The organism is Arthrobacter sp. Y3223151 (assembly GCF_059091125.1).
Window position 1 is genome coordinate 240266 of the sequence record NZ_JBNHGI010000003.1, and the last position, 14480, is coordinate 254745.

15 protein-coding genes are annotated in these 14480 nt (G+C 66.2%); 7 read left to right on the forward strand and 8 right to left on the reverse strand.

From position 1 onward, the window contains the following. Positions 1-25 precede the first annotated feature (25 nt). From AC5RUP_RS07055 to AC5RUP_RS07085, 7 genes are all read right to left on the reverse strand, one after another. The gene (locus AC5RUP_RS07055) at positions 26-673 is read right to left on the reverse strand and encodes a DUF4232 domain-containing protein (RefSeq protein WP_494158400.1); all 648 of its coding nucleotides are present in this window, start codon (positions 671-673) and stop codon (positions 26-28) included. An 85-nt stretch (positions 674-758) separates the two neighbouring features. Beyond that, entirely contained in the window at positions 759-1475 is a 717-nt protein-coding gene (locus AC5RUP_RS07060; RefSeq protein ID WP_494153425.1) for a YcnI family copper-binding membrane protein, read from the reverse strand. 97 nt (positions 1476-1572) lie between these two features. Continuing rightward, on the reverse strand, positions 1573-2040 hold the full coding sequence (rlmH, locus tag AC5RUP_RS07065; protein WP_494106708.1) for a 23S rRNA (pseudouridine(1915)-N(3))-methyltransferase RlmH: 468 nt from the start codon (positions 2038-2040) through the stop codon (positions 1573-1575). Then, entirely contained in the window at positions 2037-2897 is an 861-nt protein-coding gene (locus tag AC5RUP_RS07070) for a thioesterase family protein (protein WP_494153426.1), read from the reverse strand. The genes rlmH and AC5RUP_RS07070 overlap by 4 nt, the downstream gene beginning before the upstream one ends. 123 nt (positions 2898-3020) lie before the next feature. Further along, positions 3021-4667: a hypothetical protein gene (locus AC5RUP_RS07075; protein ID WP_494153427.1), complete on the reverse strand. Its 1647-nt coding sequence runs from the start codon at positions 4665-4667 to the stop codon at positions 3021-3023. 9 nt (positions 4668-4676) lie between these two features. Further along, positions 4677-6962: a transglycosylase domain-containing protein gene (locus AC5RUP_RS07080; RefSeq protein WP_494153428.1), complete on the reverse strand. Its 2286-nt coding sequence runs from the start codon at positions 6960-6962 to the stop codon at positions 4677-4679. A 460-nt stretch (positions 6963-7422) separates the two neighbouring features. Beyond that, complete coding sequence (locus AC5RUP_RS07085; protein ID WP_494068527.1) at positions 7423-7632, reverse strand: hypothetical protein; 210 nt, start codon at positions 7630-7632, stop codon at positions 7423-7425. Positions 7633-7820: 188 nt separating this feature from the next. Here AC5RUP_RS07085 and AC5RUP_RS07090 point away from each other — a divergent pair, with 188 nt between their 5' ends. The 3 genes from AC5RUP_RS07090 (at position 7821) to AC5RUP_RS07100 (ending at position 8857) form a co-directional block, all read left to right on the forward strand. Beyond that, on the forward strand, positions 7821-8009 hold the full coding sequence (locus AC5RUP_RS07090; protein WP_494068528.1) for a hypothetical protein: 189 nt from the start codon (positions 7821-7823) through the stop codon (positions 8007-8009). A gap of 153 nt (positions 8010-8162) precedes the next feature. Further along, positions 8163-8366 carry a cold-shock protein gene (locus AC5RUP_RS07095; protein ID WP_494002279.1) on the forward strand — a complete coding sequence of 68 codons (204 nt, stop codon included), beginning with the start codon at positions 8163-8165 and terminating at the stop codon, positions 8364-8366. Positions 8367-8677: 311 nt separating this feature from the next. Further along, entirely contained in the window at positions 8678-8857 is a 180-nt protein-coding gene (locus AC5RUP_RS07100; RefSeq protein ID WP_494068606.1) for a zinc-ribbon domain-containing protein, read from the forward strand. Between the two features lie 154 nt (positions 8858-9011). Here AC5RUP_RS07100 and AC5RUP_RS07105 read toward each other — a convergent pair whose 3' ends face one another. Next, entirely contained in the window at positions 9012-9965 is a 954-nt protein-coding gene (locus AC5RUP_RS07105; RefSeq protein WP_494158401.1) for a GlxA family transcriptional regulator, read from the reverse strand. Between the two features lie 102 nt (positions 9966-10067). On the opposite strand from AC5RUP_RS07105, the gene AC5RUP_RS07110 reads away from it, so the two are divergent. From AC5RUP_RS07110 to AC5RUP_RS07125, 4 genes are all read left to right on the forward strand, one after another. Further along, the gene (locus AC5RUP_RS07110) at positions 10068-11429 is read left to right on the forward strand and encodes an alpha/beta fold hydrolase (protein ID WP_494158402.1); all 1362 of its coding nucleotides are present in this window, start codon (positions 10068-10070) and stop codon (positions 11427-11429) included. 220 nt (positions 11430-11649) lie between these two features. After that, the gene (locus tag AC5RUP_RS07115; protein ID WP_494068531.1) at positions 11650-12957 is read left to right on the forward strand and encodes a Glu/Leu/Phe/Val family dehydrogenase; all 1308 of its coding nucleotides are present in this window, start codon (positions 11650-11652) and stop codon (positions 12955-12957) included. Between the two features lie 175 nt (positions 12958-13132). Next, positions 13133-13330, forward strand: coding sequence for a hypothetical protein (locus AC5RUP_RS07120; protein ID WP_494068532.1), 198 nt, complete (start codon positions 13133-13135; stop codon positions 13328-13330). 62 nt (positions 13331-13392) lie between these two features. After that, positions 13393-14436 carry an ATP-dependent DNA ligase gene (locus tag AC5RUP_RS07125; RefSeq protein WP_494158403.1) on the forward strand — a complete coding sequence of 348 codons (1044 nt, stop codon included), beginning with the start codon at positions 13393-13395 and terminating at the stop codon, positions 14434-14436. Positions 14437-14480: the final 44 nt, after the last annotated feature.

Here is a 14480-nt window from a genome sequence, read left to right on the forward strand (position 1 = left end):
TGCAGTTCGCGGAGCGGAGAGGCGGCTACGGGGCCTGGAAGGTGCCCACGGTCATCAGCACCACGGAGTCGTCCGAGCAGCCGACCGTCTCCTGCTTGGCGACGACCGATTCCTTCTGGTTCGGCGGGTAGACCCTGACTCCCGCCACGTCCGTCAGTCCGCATTCCTCGCCGTAGTTCTGCGCGTTGGTTTGCTGGAGCTGCGCCTCGGCGGTTCCGCCCGGTTGCAGCGTGACCGCCACCGCCTCTGCCTCCGGGGCCCGGTCGGCCGGTGCCCCCACCTGCCCACCGTCGGCGTCGAGATAGGAGACGCCCGGGTACCCCTGGAGCGTGCAGGACTCGCCGCCGGTGTTCGTCAGTACCAGCGTGCGGTAGACACTGCCGGCGGCCCCGGCGCCAACCTTGGTTTCGATGGCCGCCTCCAGCTGGCCGGCCCGGCAGGAACCGTCGGCGGCGCTGCCGCCGGCCTCCGGGGACGGAGTGGCGCTTCCGGTTTCGGTGGCGCTTCCGGTTTCCGGGGCGGGTGCAGCGGACGACGTCGGCGCGCTGGGCGCGGGGGCGGAAGACGCAGGTTGGGTGCCGGGTTCCTGAGCCGCTTGGCCGCATCCGGCCAGCAGCAGGGCGGATCCAACGAACAGGGCCGCGCTGGCGGGGCGGATTCGGAAACGATTCATCATGGTCATATTAAACACCGCCAGCCGGCCGGTTCCGGCGTGGGACTCCTGCCGGCCGGCTGACCGTCGATACCGGGCTGTAAGCTCAGGCCTTCTTGCGGGTTCGGGCCAGCGCGGTCACGCCGGCAGCCAGACCCAGCACCCCGGCGCCGAGCCCGGCCCAACCGGCCACCGCTGCCGCGCCGTTGCCCGATGCCGAGGTCGCGCCGGCGTCGGGAGCCGCACCGCCGTCGTCGTGCCCTCCGTGGCTGTTGACGGATGCTTCGCCGATCACGAACGACGGAGCCGGGGAGTCCAGCTCATGGGGATCCTGGCCCTCCGCGGGCAGCTCGGCCCAGTCGGTCTCCCCCTTCTCGCAGGTCTGCAGGGTGGGGAAGGCCAGGCTCTCGCCGGGGGCATTGGGCAGCAGCACCTGGAGCTGCAGCGCGTCGCGCAGCCCGTCCGCCACCGGTTCCTTGGCCGTGTAAACAATATGGCTGACCCGCTCGGTGACGGTGGCTCCGCTGTCCAAGGTCTTGGGGGCATCCAAGGTTTCGGTCACCTTTTCAACCTCCCAGTTGGGGTGTGCGGTCGGCGTGGCGTCCACCAACTGCTCGGGCAGCGTGATCGCAACCTTCGTGGTCGGCGAACCCTCACACCCATGCGCGAAGGAGAACGTCAGCACCGAGCTGCTGCCGGCGGCGTTGTCCTCGGGCGTGACGCCGACGTGCGCGGAGGCCGCGCCGGCGCCAACAACCAGCAGGCCCGCCGTGGCGCCGACGGCCAGTACGGAGCGAAGGGCAGTGCGGGGAATGGTAGCCACTGGAGTGCCTTTCGGGAGGCGCCGGGCCGCGGCGGGATTCGCAGGGTAGGGTCGCGGCGACTGCCGCCCACCGGCCGAAGGGCACTGCGCTTGGCGGTCATTCATGGTGGTACGGGCGCCCGCCGGCGATTTCCTGGGCGCGGTAGAGCTGCTCCATGAGGATCAGCCGGACCAGCTGGTGCGGGAAGACCAATTTGGAAAGGGACCAGACAAAGTCGGCCCGCTGGTGGATCGAGTCGTCCACCCCGTACGCCCCGCCGATGATCAGGGTGACGTTCCGGGAGCTGTCCAGCGGTTGCTGGAGCGTACGCGCGAGGGTGGGCGAATCGATGTTCTTGCCGCGTTCGTCCAGCAGCACCACGAAGTCGTTGGCGTGCTTGCCGCTGAGCTTGGCCAGCAGGGTTTCGGATTCTTCCTTGCGCGCCGCGTCATGCTCGCGGGAGGAATGGGGGATCGGCTGCCAGGTGACGTCGAAGGGCTTCTTCATCCGCTTCTCGTAGCGGTCGATTCCTTCCGCCACCCACGACTCGTGTTTGCGGCCGATGGTCAGGATGCGCAGGGTCATCCGGCTGATCCGGGGAATTTGCGGACGGTCAGGATCTGGGCGGCGCGGCCCACCGGGCCCTGTTCGTCGAACAGTTCGGTGTCCGTCAGGCCGACGCCGTCGTCGCCGAAGGTCACGCGGGTGTCCAGGCCCGTCCACTCGCCCTGCGGCTGGCGGAACAGGTGGATGGTCAGGTCAAGGTTGGGGAACATGTACTCGCGCGGGTCCTGCCGCACCGCGATGCCGTTGGCGGTGTCCACGATGCTGACGAAGCGGGCCAGCGGGTGGCTGTCCTCGCCCTGAACCAACGGGTGCAGGGTCCGCGCCCAGACGCTCCGGTTGCCCGGACCGAGGTCCGCCGCGGTGCGGAACTCCGTGGACCGGATGAAGCCGCCGTCCCAGACGCTGGTCATGGGCGCCGGGGGGCAGCCGCCGGGTCCGGGAAGGGGCCGGCTGAAGGTGCCGGCGACGGCGGCGGTGTCACCGGTGAGCAGGCGCCAGGCCTGCGCGCGGATGGCCGTGCGGCCTTGCGCGGTGAACGTGGCCTCCAAGAGCTCAATCGTCTTGCCCGGCCGCAGGACCCGGGTCTGGATCTCGAACTCGCCGCCGTGGATGATGCCCAGGATCTCGAAATTGATCCGGCTCATCACCATCTCGGGGCGGGGATGGTTGCGCAGCAACTCGTGCACGATCAGGCCGGAAGCCGGTGCCATGTGCTGTTCGTGGTCGTTCCAGGCTCCTTGCGAATGCAGCGTGGAATGGAAGCGTCCGCCGTCCGTGCGCACGTAGTAAGCGTCCGGAACTGTACCTCCATCGGCGCCGAGGTGCTCGGTGGCGGCAATGCCGGCGGTGGCCGCGGTAGCGGTGGAATCAACCATGCCACCACTCTAGCCAAAGCCCGCCGCAGCCTTGCCTCCCGGCGCCACGGGCTCCACGCCGACACACCGGGCTCCACGCCGACACACCGGGCTCCACGCCGGTAAACCGGGCGGGTGCCGGGCTTAACGTTCTCCGACAGGGCGGGGATCGGGCGGGGGCGCCGGGGCAACAGGCTTGGCCGGCGGGGCCCAATCCAGGATGCCGGGCGCGCCTATCGCGTCACAATCCGCAGGCTCGGGCCGTGAGGGCTCCCGGGGCGGTGTAGGCGGCTCCGGCTGCTCCTCCTCCTCGTCTTCGTCGCCCCGGTTCTCTTCGGCTGCTTCCACCGCCTTTCGGTAATCTTCCATCGCCTTCTTGTACTCCTGCTGCGCGTTTTTGTACTCCTGCTGCGCGTTTTTGTACTCCTGCTCCGCGTTCCGGTTGTCCGCCTCGCACTGCGCCAGGGCGTTCCGGTAGCCGGCCCGTGCATTGTCCCGCTGGGTGAAGAATGCCGAGCGCTCCGCCAGGGCCTGCTGGTAGACGGCGTATTCGGCCCAGTAGTCGTTCCACTGCGCCGCGATCTTGTCCCACTCCTTGTTCACCTTGGCAACGGCGGCGGTGTAGCCCTTGTACTGCTTCACATCCGTCCGGTAGTGGTCGTAGGCGGCCCAGTAGTCCAGCACGGCCTGTTGCCATTTCCTGGCGCCGGCGGCGAGTCTCGACTCTGCGGCCTGGACACGTTCCCGGTTGGCGGCGGCTGCGTCCCTGGCGTCGAAAGGCACCGGTGACATGCCGGTGAACTCCCAGCCGCAGCCCGGCCCGGCGGCGTCCTCGGTCAGCAGATGGACCTTGGCCGACCTCGCCGGCTCGCTGGCGGGGCTCTTGGGCGGCCGGGGGAACTTGCGGGCGTCCGGCATCGGCGGCCAGACCGGGTAGTCCGGCAGGGCCGCCGGATTGGCCGGCTTGACCTTCAGGTCCGGTGCCGGGAAGGACACGGTTTCGTAGTCGGCGTCGGCCGGGGCCTTCGGCAGCGGCACGTCGGGAATGGATACCGTTCGGGTGACGGTGAAGGGCTTGTAGCCGGCGGCCGACCAAGGGGAGCGGGCAGCGTCGCCGGCTTTGGAATCTTGGTCTGCGCAGACGTCGGCGAGCGCGGCCGCCAGCTTCTTGTCCAGTTGTTTGGCCAGTTTTGCCAGCGGTGCGGCTGCCTTTCCCGTCACGAAGGCCAGCACGTCCCCGCGCCGGAAGGTGAGCACCTGCATGGTGTCGTGGCCGGTCTTGGCGGTGTAGGCCCGGTGGGCCTGGACGCCGGGGCCGTCCAGGTCCTCGCTCCGGACCGTGATCGCCGCCCCGGCACAGTCGGCCGCGTTGTCCGCCAGCTTGCCCATCGCTTCGGCGCCAAGGCCGGCGGTGTAGGCGGCGGCGAGCACCTGCACCCTCTCGCCGCGCACCCTGAATGAACGGGACAAAGCCACCGAGGGAGCCGCGCCGATGTCGCACGCGTAGGGCACCGGCAGCGCCGCTCCGCGCTCCACCGGGCCCTCCGGCTTCCATTTTCCGGGCGGTTCGGCCAGCAGCCCGATCAAGGAGATGGAGGCCGGGCTGTCCGTGAGCACCGCGCTGATTGCCACCGGCGAGGCCGGCTCGGCCACCGCCGGGGCCTGTTCCTGCGCAAAGAACATCGGCAGCCCTGATGCCTGCAGGGCCACCAGCCCCGACGCGGTGAGGGACGCCAGGCACAGCGCACCGGTGGCGAGGGCAAGAGCCGGATGTTTCTCGAAGATGGACATCGGGACTCCTTACAACCCGTCGGGAACCGTGATGGCAGTGTTGCTGCCGGCACTGAGCGTGATGGTCACTTCCTGCCGGAAGGTCAGCCTGCTGCCCGGCGGTGCCGACTGCGCGGTGACCACGTTCTGATCCACCCGCGGGTCCGGCTTGGCCGTTTCCTGCCCGATCACCGGCACCAGGCTGTTGCGCAGCAGTACCGTGATGGCCTCATTCACGCCAAGTCCGCGGAGGTCGGGCATGGACCGGGACGTTTCAACGGTGGTGGTCAGCGGGTCGGCCTCGGGCATCGGCTCGGCGGGCAGGCCCTTGTGCAGGCCTTCCATGGTGTCCTTCCACACCGGACCGGCCAGTTCGGAGCCGGTGAGGTCGTAGAAGGTTTTGCCGTAGGCATGCACCGTCTTTAACGGGTGCTGGGCCCCGCCGCGGGGGTCACCGAGCCACACCGCCGTCGCATACTGCGGGGTGACGCCCACAATCCAATTCGCGGCGAAGTCATTCGTGGTACCCGTCTTCGCTCCGGCCTGGCGGCCCTTCGGCATGCCCAGGGCGCCCAGCGTGCCGGCCGGGTGGAACGGTTCGGTCAGCGCGTCGGCTACCGTGGCCGCCACCGAAGGGTCGATGGCCTGGCGGCAGTTTGAGGCGGGAACCGGGAGCTTCTCCCCGGTATCGCTGCGGATGGCGGCGGTGACGGTGACCGGCCGGCACAGCACCCCGCCGCTGACGAAGGTGGAGTAGGCGTTGGCCATCTCAAGCGGGGAAATCTCGTAGGAGCCGAGCGCCAGCGATGCCTCCCGGCCGTGCAGCTTGTCGACGGGAATCGAGGTGATGCCCAGGGTTTCCGCGAACTCGGCGACTTCCTTCACGCCCGTGCGCTCGATCAACCGCACAAAGTAGATGTTCACCGAAGCGCGCACCGCCTGGTAGGCGTCGATAGAGCCGTAATTCTCGTAGCCGTAGTTGTGGAAACCGCCGGGCGGATTATCCAGCGAGGAGTAATAGGGGCCGTTGGCCAGCAGCTTCTGGCGCGGGGAAATCCCCTGGGACAGCGCCGTGGCGAGCACGATCGGCTTCATCGCCGACCCCACCTGGAAGGCACTGTCGGCGAAGACCACCTCGGTCTTGCCCTTGCCTTCGCCCCAGGAACGGTTCTGTGCCACTGCCGTGACATGCCCGGTGCCGGGTTCGACGACGGCGGTGCCCAGCGCCGCGCGGTTCTTGTTGCCCATCGCTTTGCGCACGGCCTTTTCCGCCGCGTCGATGGCCTTGCGGTCCAAGGCCGTGGTCAGCGTCATACCGCCGCGCGAGAGCCGGTCCCCGCGTTCTTCCTGGGTCTTGCCGAAGGCAGGATCGGTAAGGATTTCATCCCGGACCAGATCGCAGTAGAACGGGTACTCGGAGCCGCCGCAGCCCGAGGGCACCGATCCCGGGTCCAGGCCGAGCCCGCTGTCGCGCGCCGCCGCGGCTTCGTCCGCCGTGATCGCGACGTGCCGCTCGAGCACATTGAGCACGGTGTTGCGGCGGCTGAGCGCTCGATCCGGGTATTTCACCGGATCGTAGTAGACCGGTCCCTTGAGCAGTCCGACGAGCAGGGCCGACTGGGGCAGGGTGAGCTTGGCCGCCGTCGTATTGAAATAGATGCGCGCCGCCGCCTGAATTCCGTACGCGCGGTTGCCGAAGTAGACGGCGTTGACATACATGTTCAGGATCTGGTCCTTGTCCAGGCGTTTCTCCAGCTGGACGGCGTACTTGGCCTCGCGGATCTTGGCGTTGTAGGTTTCGCCCACCGCCACCGACTTCTCGGTTTCATCCCGGGCATTGTTGACCAGGATGTTCTGTACCAATTGCTGGGTGATGGTGGAGCCGCCCTGGCGCTCGCCGCCCACCGAGTTGCTCACCATCGCGCGGGTGACGCCCATGGGGTCCACGCCGTGATGTTCGTAAAACCGGGAGTCCTCGGTGGACAGCAGCGTGTCCAAAAACGTCGGCGAGACCTGATCCAGGTCCACGTCGATCCGGTTTTCGCTGTAGAAGCGGGCGAATTCCTTGCCGTCCTTATCCAGCAGGACCGTATGTTGCGGCAAGGCGGTGTCCAGCGGAAGCTCGGCGGGCAGGCCTTCCCACAGGTCCAGCACGGAATCGGTGGCCGCCGAGAAGGCGATGGCTCCCGGCGCTACCAGAGATCCGGCGCTGATCGCGACGACGGCGACCGCGCCGGCCCATCCGGCCACGCGGATCAGGGTGCCCTGCCCGTTCTCCGGCTGGGCCGCAGGCCGCAGCAGCTCATCCAGTCCCACGGTTTCCCTTCGCCGGGGCCACCACCGCCGCGTTTTTCTCCGCAGGTGGGCGGCACCCCGGCCAGCCGGAGCCGGTGTCTGACCGGCAGTCGTTGCCCGGGCGCCGCCGGTTGCGCTGCCCGCCGGATCACGATCCTCTTGGTTCACCCGTAGCCCCCGTCCCCCTCAGCAGGCCCTGGACGTCCCCCGACGCCACCCCTGGAAAACCTGCAGACGAATTACCTCAAGGAGGCGGCTTTCGCCAGCCGTCGCGACCTGTGAGGTGGTCTTAGCGTACGGCTAAAAGTCCACGACTCAAGCTCTTTTTCCGGCGCTTTTCGATAGCAGTCGAAATGTGACATGGACGGCTTTTTGTGATGGATGTGAAAGGCAGGATTGCGCCTCCAAGCATTGACAGGACCGCTGCGTGGCACTAGAGATGGCGCCCCGTTCGGGCACCATTCGCGGCGGAAACGTGCTGCTAGAGCACGCGCTGGTGAACCAAGGCCGACCCTTCGGCGGGTACCGGCACCGGTTGCGGAACTCCCTGCAGGTAGACCAGGAAATCCTCGCTGTGCTGCCTCCGGTGGAATGCGGTCAGGACGCCGACATGCTCGTCCCCGTTGGTTGTGGTCACTGAAACGACCCTGCCGATGGCGGTGGGCTTCAAAGCCTTGGCGGGGGTGGTCATTCTCTTACCTCCTGAAGCCACAGAACTGCATGGACCAAGGCTACGCCCGAGGTGGCGCAGCGGCAGGGTGGTGTCCAGCGAGACCAAGGCCCGGCGAGGTTCGGGTTGGTTGGGCCGCGCCCGAAGGGGTTGTGGACATGTGCCGGATCGGCGACAGTGATAAGGAGCCGTACTACGCAGGAGCAGTAATGACGGAAAACATTCAGCCCGCCGACGAAGACGCCGTCAGCGAAAACATCGAAGAGTATCAGCAGGATGACCGGCTTACCCCGGCCGATCGCATGGACTTCATTGCCAACACCGTCGCCGAGGACGCCGACCGGGACGACGAATCCCGCAACCATGTGCAGGACGAAGGAGCCGGCGACTCTGCCTGACCTGTGTGGAGGACTCTCCCGCAGCTTCTTCCGGCCCCGTCCGTCCGTTGCTCTTGCTGCACGTCCGGCGCTCACCTAGGTTGAAGGTGGACGGTCGCGGACAGGCTCCCGTTGGGGGAGTCGGCGCTGCCGTTCCAGAAGGAAAAGATCAGCATGGCAACAGGCACCGTCAAATGGTTCAACGCCGAAAAGGGATTTGGCTTCATCAGTCAGGACGACGGCGGACCGGACGTGTTCGCACACTTCTCGGCCATCGCCGCCAGCGGTTACCGCTCGTTGGAAGAAAACCAAAAAGTTGAGTTCGACGTCGTTCAGGGCCAAAAGGGACTGCAGGCCGAGAACATTCGCCCGCTCTAACACACGCCAAAACCGACGCCCCGCTCTCCGAAAGTGCGGGGCGTTTGTGTTGTGCCGCCGCGAACCGCCTAGTCCAGGCGTCTCATGACTTCGCTGCCATCCTGGTGCTGCGGCCGCCTGCGTGCTCTGCGCAAAGCTGGCAATCAGCAAGTATGCTTACTATCTTGGGAAGGGCGGCTTGATCTCTACAAGGAGAACGGAGAAACGCCCCGCGGTGCCCGAACCGGGGCTTGGCCGGGAACAACGTTGAAAGGCGCACCATGTTTCTTCTTTTCGGTCTCAAGACCGTCCTTCGCGATCTGCCCGGACAGATGGGGACGTGCCGGCACTGCGGCCGATTCGTTCACCATCACCTGCAGGAACGCGCCACCAAATTCACGGTGTTCTTCATTCCCGTCTTCACAACATCCAAGGACTTGGTCGTCACCTGCGCAAACTGCGGGCGGAGCTCAAGAACGAAGTCCCGGCAGAAGAACGCCCTCCTCAGGTAGCAGCGGAACAGCAGCGTGCAAGGGCCGCGCTGCGGTGGCTCCCGGGCGGGAGACACCATGGCTGACAAACTGCGTCGCGCCTTAAAGGAACATTTTCCCGAGGACTTGGGCGCGGTCATGGATCGGCAGCTACAGGTCCGCCATCTCAAGGCATTCAGGCCGGTGCGGCCCGCCGGTTCCTGCCTTGGTAGAGGCGGCGGTAGCTAGAGGGTGTGGTGTTGAGTTTCCGGGCGAAGTGAAGCCGGAAATTTGCTGTCGTTCCCAGACCGGTCCGGGAGGCTATTGCCTGCACCGTCAGGTCAGTGGTTTCCAGGAGCATGCAGGCTTCGGCTATGCGTTGATCGTTCAGCCACTTCAGGGGTGTCATTCCTGCTTCGGCCGTAAATTTCCGTGTGAAGCTCCTGGGCGCCCAGCCGGCGTGGGCGGCGATGTCCTCGACTGTCAGCGGTTGGGCCAGATTCTGCCTGACCCAGGCGCAGGTATCGGCGAAGAGGGCCAAGGGTGCGGCGACGGTACGTTCCATGAACTGGACCTGGCCCCCTTCCCGATGCGGGGCCACTACCATCCGTCGTGCAATGCCGTTTGCCGCCTCGGTTCCGTAGTCCTTGCGGACCAGATGCAGACAGAGGTCTATGCCTGCCGCGACCCCCGCGCTGGTGCTGACGCTGCCTTGGTCTATGTACAGGACGTCTGCATCGACGGCAACGCCCGGGTACAGGGTTTGCAGGCGGTCGGCGTTTCTCCAGTGCGTGGTTGCCCGCTTGCCGTCCAGGAGACCTGCAGCAGCGAGAGCGAAGGCGCCGGTGCACACCGACACCATGCGGGCCCCGTTGGCCGCTGCCTGACGCAGGGCCTCGCCTATATGGGCTGGCGGTTCGTCGAGCGGGGCGTAGCCGGGCACCACGACTGTATCCGCGGACAGAAGGGCGTCCAGGCCATCAAGGGCCTGGATGGAATACCCGGAGGTGGTCGGCACCAGGCCCGGCTGTGCTGCGCAGACGCGGAAGGAGTACCGTCCGCGTTCATCCTCGTGGCCGAAAACCTGCGCCGGAATGGCAAGGTCGAACGCGACCACATCCGGTAGTGCCAGCGCGACGACACGGTGCATAAGGGCCACTGTACTCACGCAGGAACCGGGCGGGCAGAATCCTTTCCATACGGGGCATTTTTGCCGCCCATTTCCGCTGCCGGTGAATGACAGCATGTGCACATGACAATCTTTCCGGCGGCGCAGAACACTACGGCTGCCACTCCCACCAGCACCACCTCGAAGGGTCAGACCCGTCCGCCCGGCCGTGACCCTTGGCTGTACCGACACATCGGTTGGATCGTGGCCGGCTCCTTGCTAGCCGGTGCCCTGCTTGCATTACTCCTGGCCGGGACCCCGGTCATTCCGGCCACTGAAAGCGGCGTGACCGGCGCCATCCTGTTGGGGCTTTCCGCGGGATGGGCGACGCTGGCTGTGCTGACGGTGCGGTTCACCGATCAACCCCAGAAATGGGCCGCCGCTCCAGCGCTTTTCATGGGCCTGGGCGGTGTCCTGTTGGTCGCGTTCGGTTCCCCTATGCAGGAGGCGCTCGCATGGATCTGGCCGCCAACCCTGCTGGTGTTAGTGGTTTGGATGGCCTTCAGGGTTCGTGGACAGCTTCATAGCCGGAGCGGCCGCGTGCTGCTCTACCCGGTGATCACGATGCTGGTTCTGGCATCACTCGGTAGTGGTTACGAAACGGTGCGCGAAGCGGTGGACACGGGTGCTCATCCGGCACGGGGCCAATTGATCGACGTCGGCGGACACCGCCTGTACCTGACCTGCACCGGAACGGGCAGTCCTACCGTGGTGATCGAACCCGGCGCAGGCAATATGTCGTCCGACCTCGCTTTGATCGCGCCGGTTGTTGCCCGTGACACCCGGGTGTGCGTGTACGACCGGGCAGGACGGGGATGGAGCGATTCGGCAAGGACCGCGCAGGACGCCGCCCGGATCGCGACCGATCTCCACACGTTGCTGCAACGCGGCAAGGAGCCTGGACCATACGTGCTGGCCGGACATTCATTCGGGGGCCTCTACGCGCTCACCTACGCCGCCCGCGACCCCGGGGACGTAGCCGGACTGGTGCTGGTGGACTCGACCGCACCGGCTGCGGAACCAGCCCCAGATGCAGCGCAGCCTGCTCGTGCCGATTCGAACGACTTGATGAACCGTGTCTCCGCACTGGCCGCCGCCACAGCCCGACTCGGCCTCGGCACGGTGCTCGGAGTGGACACACCCAGCCACCTGCGGAGCACGGTCGACGAGTACCTTCAAGCGGGTTCGTCGGTGCAGCAGGCTGCCCAATTGAGGGACTTCACCAGCAAACCGCTGGCCGTCCTGACAGCAGGCAGTGGGAGCGAGCCCGGGTGGGCCGCGTCGCAGCAAGCCCTGGCCGCACTGTCGACCAACAGCCTCCACCGCGTCATCGAAGGGGCCACCCATGCGTCACTCGTCGCCGATCCAGAAGATGCTGCCGCGACCACCCGGGCGATCCTCGACGTCGTCTCCGCCGTGCGGACGGCAAGCCCGCTCGTCCCGTAGGACGGAGGAACCGGCGGAGAGGGTACACCAGCAGTTCGGCGACGAGCAGTGGGAGATGCCCGGCGTCCGCGCGGCCGGGGTTGTCAGGCCGGGGGCGCTGTTGAAGCTGCTAGTTGCGTCACGCCGCTTTGTGCAGTCGCACACTGACGTCCCCCTCGCGCCCTTGTAGCGTCACATACACACCCTCCGAAAGACCTAAGCCAAGAAGGAATCTCCGTCGATGACGACACCTGTCTTATCTCTGTCAACCGCACAATCCGGGCACGGCACGCCGGCTCCCGCCCAGGACGCGGGGCCTCTGGAGAACGCCCACAGGCAGCTTGCTTCTGCAATCCGTACGCTGGGATACAGCGAAGGGCTGCACCAGCTGCTGGCCCAGCCGCGCAGGGAACTTTCCGTGAGCATCCCGTTGCGCCGGGACAACGGCAGCGTTGAGGTTCTCACCGGTTACCGCGTGCAACATAACTTCTCCCGCGGACCCGCCAAGGGCGGACTGCGTTACAGCCCGCACGTTTCCTTGGACGAAGTGCGTGCACTGGCGATGTGGATGACGTGGAAGTGCGCTCTGCTGGACGTCCCTTACGGCGGCGCCAAGGGCGGGATCACTATCGATCCGCGCAATTACTCGCAGCAGGAACTGGAGCGCGTAACGCGCCGCTACACCAGTGAAATCCTGCCGATTATTGGCCCTGAGAAGGACGTGCCGGCGCCCGACATCGGCACCGACGAACAGACCATGGCATGGATGATGGACACCTATTCGGTCAACGTCGGCTACACGGTCCCAGGCGTCGTAACGGGCAAGCCTGTCAGCGTTGGCGGTTCCCTCGGCCGTTCGAGCGCCACGTCCAAGGGCGTCGTGCACGTCGCGCTGGCATCGCTTGCCCATGCAGGGCTTGATCCACGGCAGAGCACGGCGGCTGTTCAGGGCTTCGGCAAGGTGGGAGCCGGAGCCGCAGAGTTCCTTGCCGACGCCGGAGTCAGCGTAGTGGCTGTGGGCGACCAGTATGGGGCCATCCACAATGCTGACGGTCTGAACATCCGTGCCCTGCAAGACCACGTTAAGGAGACTGGCAGCGTCGTCGGCTTCGCCGGCGCAGGCGCCATCGCTTCGGATGAGCTGCTGGAGCTTGAGGTGGACCTGCTGGTCCCCGCAGCAGTAGGAGGCGTGCTGCACGGCGGCAACGCCAACAACGTGCGCGCCAAGGTCATCGTGGAAGGCGCCAACGGCCCCACCACGGCGGTGGCGGACGTCATTCTGCAGGACAAGGGAGTGCTCGTTGTTCCGGACATTCTCGCCAACGCGGGCGGCGTCATTGTCTCCTACTTCGAGTGGGTGCAGGGCAATCAAGCCTACTGGTGGACTGCTGCCGAAGTTGAAGAAAAACTGGAACACCGAATGTTGGCGGCGTGGGAGAACGTCCTGTCCATTGCGTCGAAGCGCGGCCTGAACCTGCGCGAGGCCGCTACGGTGACGGCCGTCGAGCGTGTGGCCCAGGCGCACCTGACCCGCGGGCTTTACCCCTGATCCTGACTGTGTGCCCTTGTCTGCCGGGCCCGCAAGCCTCGATCAGACGGGGCCGCTTGGGGGATGTTGCCCGAACGAGTGCGACATCCCCCAAGCGGCAGTAGTCCTTTGCTTTGCCTCTCCTGTGACCACCTATGGGTCAAGAAAACTGCACAAGATTGAGGAAGGGTCTCCCATGACGGTAGACAATTGGAAAGATCTGACGGGCCAGCACGTTCAGATCCGCAAGGACGGGAAGCCCGTCCGGAAAGGCCGCGTCGATGAGGTGACGCGGGCAGCCGATGCATTGTGGCTGGAATGGCATAGCGGATACCTGAGACAGCTTTATGAAAAAGCGGAAGGTTACTCGGTGGAGCTCGTTCCAAGCCCTTAGACCGCGGTGTTCAAGGCGCTTCGGGGAAACTGAGGTCAGGATGTGCCTTGTATCGTAGGTTTATGGATGCAGGCCTGCCTTCGGGGCTGAGCCTACCGGTCAAGGTGGCGCTGGCCCGCGCAGTGGAAAAGATGCCGCGTCCCGGCGCCCTGCCCGGAGGAGCTTGGTACGAACCTAAATGGGATGGGTACCGCGTAGTCATCAGCCGCGACGGGGACGAGACTTCCCTCTGGTCCAGGCAGGGCAAGAGCCTTTCCCGTTACTTCCCGGATCTGGTCGAGGCAGCCGGGCAGCAGTTGCCGCCCGGCTGCCTGCTCGATGGCGAGGCGGTGATCTGGTCCAAGGAGCGGCTGGACTTCTCCTCCCTCCAGGAGCGCTTGAGCGCCTCGGTGAAGTCGCTGCCCGGGTTGGTTCGCCGGGTGCCGGCCCACTTCGTCGCCTTCGATCTGCTCGCCGTGGCCGGGCACGACATCCGCGGTGAACCGTTCCGGGTCCGGCGTGAACTGCTCGAAGAACTCTCCAAGGACTGGGATGACGCCCTGGAACTGTCCCCTGGCACCGCCGACCCGGACACCGCCGCGACCTGGTTCGAAGAACTGCCCGCCACAGGCATCGAAGGCCTCGTCATCAAGGGCGCCGGCCAACCGTACGAGGGAGGGCAGCGGCAGTGGCAAAAGATCAAACATCGCGACACCGTTGACGTGATCTGCGGAGCAGTCATCGGTCCCCTCCCACGCCCCGAGGCCATCGTCGCCGGGCTGCGGATCGACGGGGAACTCCGCATCGTCGGGCGCTCCGCCCCGCTCAAAACCTCGGCCGCGAAACTGCTGGGATCCCAACTCCAGGCCGCAGGCCCGGATCACCCTTGGCCGCATCGGGTGAAATCCACGCTCATGGACCGGTTCAACGCCGACGACGGCGAAACCGAACTGACACTCGTAGAACCGATGGTCGTTGAAGTGTCAGCCGACACCGCGATGACCGGTACATCCTTCCGGCACGCCATACGCTTCCTCCGGGCCAGACCGGAGTTAGACCCTGCAGACGTTGTACTTCCTGGCAGGGGGGTTGCAAGCGTTGGTGAACCGTCGCCCCCGAGGCGCTGACGATCGGGAGGCCCTGATCAACAACCGATCGTATGCCCAAGGGC